Origin of the sequence: uncultured Nonlabens sp. (assembly GCF_947495285.1) — a bacterium.
GTDB lineage: Bacteria > Bacteroidota > Bacteroidia > Flavobacteriales > Flavobacteriaceae > Nonlabens.
The window spans coordinates 1-5,131 of sequence record NZ_CANLXZ010000058.1 but is presented as its reverse complement, the minus strand read 5'-3'; the positions used below and the strand labels follow the sequence as shown (position 1 = coordinate 5,131).

The window sequence follows — 5,131 nt, the reverse complement described above, 5'->3', positions numbered from 1 at the left end:
AAAAACAATAAAACAGCTAATCAAACCAGTAAAATGGTTAAGTTTGATATGTCTTAAATTTATTTAGGACAGGATTGTTTTGCTTTTATAATTTGAAGTCAATGCTATATTTTATATAAGCCATCTTAGTAAAAAATTATAGCCTTTTAAATTAAACACTGGCTTCGTATCTCTTGTATGCTTTGTTTTACATTCCAAAGGACATTGGTTTCTGTTTTAGGCTTGTCACAAGTTGTCTAATTTATATAAAAAGAGGCAGTTTCTGTCTTTTATTTGTAGTTAATTCCTTGTAATTTTATAGACTGTGGTGCTAGGCGTTTACCGTGTTTTAAAAGCAGGTTTTTCATTTATGGTAAAGAGTTGGTAATGAGTACGCTTTAGCGAAAGCGGAAAAGAACAAATTATAAATACCTAAAGCATTAAAGTATTTGTAACTTAATTACAGTAACGCATTCCCCTGGCAGTTGCAAGGGGAATGATTACTAAATTAAAACTAATTATTCCTTTTAAATCCCTAATGCTTTCTCTATCTTAAGTAAACGATCTTTCAACTCCTTATTTGCTTTACGTAAAGCATTGATCTCCTCTTTTTGATCTGTAGAATTAATATTTAAGTTGTTATTTTTATTAATTAACGTTTGAATTTTCTTTTCTTGCTCAATAGTATAGATAAAAAGTTCTTCAAGTTTTTCAAGATTTTGCTCTGTAGCTCTATTGATGAGAATACCACCATTTTCCTGAACATCTTGAGCGGAAAAAACACCTGGTAAATGCTTATTCCTTCTAGTAAAATCTTCTACCTCTTCTAGAGACATAATTTTGTATTCTGGATTTAAATCTGAGTACCCATCAAAATAACTTTCAAACACATAATCTGGAGTAATCGTACCACTAGCTAGAATATTACCTATCACTTGTAAACTTTGGGTTGGTGCAGTTGTACCAATACCTACTGCAGGCAATGCATTACCGCGGTTTGTAACGGTCATAGCATATAATGTTGGGGCACCTGTTGCAGCATCATTAGGTTGATCGTGTATTACAAAATCTATTGCATTACCTCCAGTACCAGTAGCATTATGCCTTGTTCTGATATCGTGCCTAAATGAGTTAGTCGCATTAAAGGCCATAGATAATTGTGTAGCGCCACCTGTGAGTCCCCCAGAACCACCACCAGATCTCAGTTTTGCATCTCCGTTTATATCTAATGTTGCCTCAGGTGTTGTTTCATTAATACCTATATTATTTCCAACCATAAAGATATCAGAACTTCCTCCTGAGTTGGATGAACTTATATTAGTCCTAGTAGCTCCAAGATCAAGGTTAAAAAGCGCCCCGTCATATCGCATATTTAAAGTGTTATTAAAATCACTTACATCAAAAAATATATTGTTAGAATTAGCATCGTCAGCACCACTAATCATTGTTAACGTAGTTCTATTGTTGAAATTATTTGATTGGTTAAGTGCTATAAAGCCTCTATTAGTTGCGTCTTGCCCCACTACAAGTGTTGAACTATTGTTACCATCACCATTACCCACACGTACATCTGGAGTAAATCTTGAGCCGTTTACAGTAGTTCCTACGGTAAGTGGTGCATTAGGGTTTGCGTTTGCAATACCAACATTACCATTACTAGAGACTCGCATACGCTCTGGTAAAGCACCTATGGCAGACGCTGGACCACCAGCAAATACTAAATTTGCCGCATTACCACCAGCATCTTCACGGAAGATATTCCACGTGTAAGATGCGCCGCTATTTTGAAAGCCTATACCGTTAGACGCCGTATTATCTGGTGTTCGTATGGTTAATGCTTCGTTATTTGTATTATTAATAGTTACATTACCCATACGGTTTATATTACTTACTACATCCTCTCCTGTTACACCCCAAGCATCGCCGTCTACATTTAGACCACCACCTGCTGCTACAATTTGTGCTGCAGTACGCTGGCGTAAAAGACCATTAGCAGCCGCTGTTACAACAACATCTGCAGCTGCACCTGTTGCTAAGGTTCTTACTCTTGCATTACCGTTAACATCTAAATTTGCAGTTGGCGCTATAGTTTGTATACCTAAACGCTTATCTCCTGTAGCACTTACATTAAACAAGGTCATACTTGCATCATCTGTAGCCCCCGCTCCGGTAAAGAAATTTAAACTACCTGCTTCTAAACCAAAACCAAAAAATTGGGTTGTATTATTAAATAAAGATAGTTTTCTACCTGTACTATTTCCTAAGTCTAAAAGGAAATTAGGGTTAGCTGTACCAATACCTACATTACCAGTAGGCGCAACAATAGTCATAGGAATAAATGAATTTGCACCAGAACTATCTGTTAAATCTCCTGGAGTACTATCAAGAGTAAAGTTTATTCGTGTTGGTGATGCTTGACTTGCCGAATTATTACCACCTAAAAATAAAGTATTGGCTGCTGCCGTATTAACCATATTTATAGCCTGTACTGGTGGGTTATCGTTTAAAAACTGTGGTGTTTTTAAAGTACCAATTTTGTTTGTACTGTCTAGATTATTAGACGAAAAAGTTATACCTGTGGTAGAACCACCTTCAGCAAGACCACCTATTACATTCAAAGTAGAAATATTAGCTGCCTCAGCTGATGGTGCAATATTAACCTTGGTAGTAATTCTATCTCCTAAAATAATTTGACGGTTTGTAGCGGCTGGTATAGTACCATTGGAGTTATATATATTATCATTAGAAACACCTGCTGCTGCCACAATTTGTGCTGCAGTACGCTGGCGTAAATTACCGTTTGCATCTGTAGTTACAATACCATCTGCTGCTATACCTGCTGGCAAAGTCCTTATTCTTGCGTTACCGTCTATATCTAGATCACCTCCATTTAAAATTTGCACATCTCCAAATACAGATACTTTTCTACCATTACCAGATACCGTTTGAGTTCCTACTATGTTTAAACCTTCGGCAAAGCTGCCAGATCCTATTTTACCATCATCTCCATTAAACGCATTGGTATGTGGAAATTGGATTGTTTGCTCGTCTTGAACGGTTGTCATGTTTCCATCTACCGTTAAAGATTGGGTTGGTGTTGTGGTACCTATACCTACATTGCCATTATCACCTTCAATCCACAAATCAGGACTACCAGGATTTGCGTTAAACCATAAGTCGTTTGTACCGCCAGTAAACATGGTTAAAGAATTTGGAAAATTAGCTGCTGGCGCACTACTGTTACGGTATTGAATGAAACCTTCTAAAGTTGCGCCATCATCTTCTGAAAATGCTATACGCGGTCCAGTACCACCTTGACCTAAGTTTATTTGATTTAAACCATCTGTATTCACAGTTAATTTTTGCGATGGGTTTGCAGTTCCAATACCTACATTACCTCCGTTTGTTATACGCATTCTCTCTGGAAGATTGTTTGGGTCAGTCTCTGTTCCTCCTCCAGCAAAAATTAAATTAGCAGTACTGCTCCCATTGTTTTCTCTAAAAATATTCCACGTGTAAGCAGCTCCACTATTTTGAAAAGCTAACCCAGTTGCATTTAAGTTATCTACACTTCTTAATGTTAGCGCTTGTTTATTATCATTGTTAATGGTTACATTCCCAGTTCGAGATACATCACTCGCAATATCTTCTCCAGTGACCCCCCAAGCATCACCATCTGCCAGTGATGCTGTAGCAATTATTTGCCATACCGTACCATCAAAATAATAGTATCCTGGGATATTTACATTTATAGTTTGACCAGAAGGTGCACTGTCTGGGAGAGTAACATAAACAAGTGTACCTACCTGGTCTGCACCATAGGCAGTTTTTGCTCGCAACTGGTCTCCCGTTATTCTGGGTATTAATAAGCCATCTGCATCTGATGTAATCGTTGGATTCCCTACAATGTCTAAGCTAGTCGCTGGGGTTGTGGTATTTATACCTACCTGAGCATTAGCGGTTATAAATGAAAAAATTATTAATATACTAAAACAACGCATAAGGTAAAAAATTATATTATTGATAAAACTTTTAGTTACTGCATCTATGTTCAGCGCTATGAGTTTCATTTAATAGAAACAAAAATACATTTATGAAAGATAAGGTGTGACTTAAGTATTCTTAAAATAAGATTGTTTATATGAATTACATATTTTACCGTCTAAATACAATAAGATAGGGTGTTTAATCGATAAAACTAAAAAAATTAGCGTCAAAACACCTCTAATCTTATACACTTATTTTCGACAAGCTCAATACAATGCCTCTGGTAGAAGACGATACATTAGTTTGTTGCTTTGCTATGTACGTTTCTACTTACGCCTCTCTTGATCCTCCAAAGCAGGGAATCGTTTTGATTCTAGCCCTTAGCCCTGCACTTCGACAACGCTCAGTGACCACGAGCGTTTCCCTAAAGAGGGAAGGGAACCTATATTAATTCAATTAATAAATAGGTTTTTGTGATCGCTATTGATCTATACAAGGCATTTCATTATGATGACAAGTGATAAGCTGTTATGATTAAGTTATTTGTAAAGTGCCTTATTTTTGCGCTTTAAAAACAAGCTTTTATGTCTTTACAGAAAGAAATAATACGTCGGAGTACTTTTGGGATCATATCCCACCCAGATGCTGGTAAAACTGCACTAACAGAGAAGTTATTACTATATGGTGGCGCTATTCAAGAAACTGGAGCTGTTAAATCGAATAAGATAAAAAAGCACTCGCTACAGCCATTGAGCAATGCACAGCTACAATTAAAAAAATTAAAGCAGAACGAACGTCTCTACTACCCATGCATATTACGGTTGCTGCAAAACGTAATAGCTTAGAGTCTACAATAAAACAGCACGTGGAACAACTTGGCGATACTACAAAAAAGTTACAAACTCTTGTAGACTTAAAAAAAGAGAAAGAAACCCTTGTAATAGCTATTAAAAAAGACATCCTAGGTTTCAACAGCTTGATTACTCAGCATAATAAAGACTTGATTGAACAACTTAAATTGAGCGATTTTGATACACGAGGCGCTATCGAACAAGCGCTATTAACTCCAGACGAAAGAAACAAGTATCAAACCAATAGCGTCCTAAACGTTTAAAAAGAGAAAGGGAAATTTGTTCCTCAAAGTTACCTTTGTGGTGCAACACAA

Annotated in this window: 2 protein-coding genes and 1 pseudogene; 2 read left to right on the top strand and 1 reads right to left on the bottom strand. The window is 36.6% G+C overall.

The features are described from left to right. Window positions 1-506 precede the first annotated feature (506 nt). The gene (locus tag Q0838_RS14020) at window positions 507-3,980 is read right to left on the bottom strand and encodes a hypothetical protein (protein ID WP_298956496.1); all 3,474 of its coding nucleotides are present in this window, start codon (window positions 3,978-3,980) and stop codon (window positions 507-509) included. A gap of 570 nt (window positions 3,981-4,550) precedes the next feature. Here Q0838_RS14020 and Q0838_RS14015 point away from each other — a divergent pair. Together Q0838_RS14015 and Q0838_RS14010 are read left to right on the top strand one after the other, a co-directional pair. Further along, window positions 4,551-4,700 (top strand): annotated as a pseudogene (locus Q0838_RS14015) (GTP-binding protein); the annotation flags it as partial. 74 nt (window positions 4,701-4,774) lie between these two features. Further along, window positions 4,775-5,080, top strand: a complete 306-nt coding sequence (locus Q0838_RS14010; RefSeq protein ID WP_298956497.1) for a hypothetical protein — start codon at window positions 4,775-4,777, stop codon at window positions 5,078-5,080. The last annotated feature ends 51 nt before the right edge of the window (window positions 5,081-5,131 follow it).